This window comes from Micromonospora sp. DT178, from assembly GCF_049841695.1.
In the GTDB taxonomy this organism is placed as follows: Bacteria; Actinomycetota; Actinomycetes; order Mycobacteriales; family Micromonosporaceae; genus Micromonospora.
In genome coordinates, this window is record NZ_JBNCKV010000040.1 from 1 (window position 1) to 1140 (window position 1140).

Below are 1140 nucleotides of genomic sequence, written 5' to 3' on the forward strand. Positions count from 1 at the left end.
GACGACGGCGGACGTGACCGCTGGCTACGCTCGATGGCCACCCTGCACGTGGCCGGCATCAACATCGACTGGACCCCCGCACTGGGTACCGGCCCGACCCCGCCGGTTGCCCTGCCTACCTACCCGTTCCAGCATCAGCGGTACTGGCCACAGACGGCGGTGGCCGGTGTGGGGGACGCTCGGGTGTTGGGGCAGGGTTCGGCCGATCATCCGTTGTTGCGTGCGGCGGTGTCGTTGGCCGATGGGGACGGGGTGTTGTTGACCGGCCGGTTGTCGCTGTCTGCGCAGCCGTGGCTGGCCGATCACGCGGTGTTGGGCTCGGTGCTGCTGGCGGGCACGGCGTACGTGGAGTTGGTGATGTATGCCGGCGACCAGGTGGGCTGTGCCTTGGTGCAGGAGTTGACGCTGCAGACACCGTTGGTGTTGCCCGAGCAGGGTGGGGTGCAGGTGCAGGTATGGGTCGGCGATCCCGACCAGGACGGTCGACGGCCGGTCAACGTGTACTCCCGGGTGGAGGGTGTGGAGGGTTCATGGACTCGGCATGCCACTGGTGTGCTGAGCCCGCAGGCTGCTCGGGTCCCGGCCGGGTTGGGGCAGTGGCCGCCGGCCGGTGCCCGGCCGGTGGCTGTTGACGGCTTGTACGAACGGTTGGCCGACAGCGGGTACGTGTACGGGCCGGTGTTTCAGGGGCTACGGGCGGTGTGGCGTGCCGAGCGGGATGTGTACGCCGAGGTGACACTGTCCGAGCAGGTCGAAGCGGACGGGTTCGGGTTGCATCCGGCGGCGCTGGACGCGGCGCTGCACCCGATCGGGTTGGCCGGGCTGCTCGACGACGACGGCGCGGTGTTGCCGTTCGCGTGGAGCGGGGTACGGCTGCACGCGACCGGAGCGACCACGCTACGGGTCCGGCTGACACCGGCCGACGACGGCGGTATCGCGGTGGCCGTGTTCGACACCGCCGGCCAGCCGGTGCTGACCGCGGACTCGTTGGTGTTGCGGCCGGTGACCGCCGACCGGCTAGGCGCCGCAGCGCCGGACGCGGCGCAGTCACTGTTCACGGTGCAGTGGATGCCGCTACCGGGTGCGCAGCCCGACACCGCGTCGGTGGCTGCCGAATCGGTCTGGGGATGGCACGGGCAG

At 70.6% G+C, this 1140-nt stretch carries 1 protein-coding gene; it reads left to right on the forward strand.

Annotation, left to right across the window (positions count from 1 at the left end):
* Positions 1-33: 33 nt before the first annotated feature.
* The coding region (locus ACLQ22_RS31835; RefSeq protein ID WP_425695572.1) for a polyketide synthase dehydratase domain-containing protein at positions 34-1140 on the forward strand (1107 nt) is incomplete at its 3' end.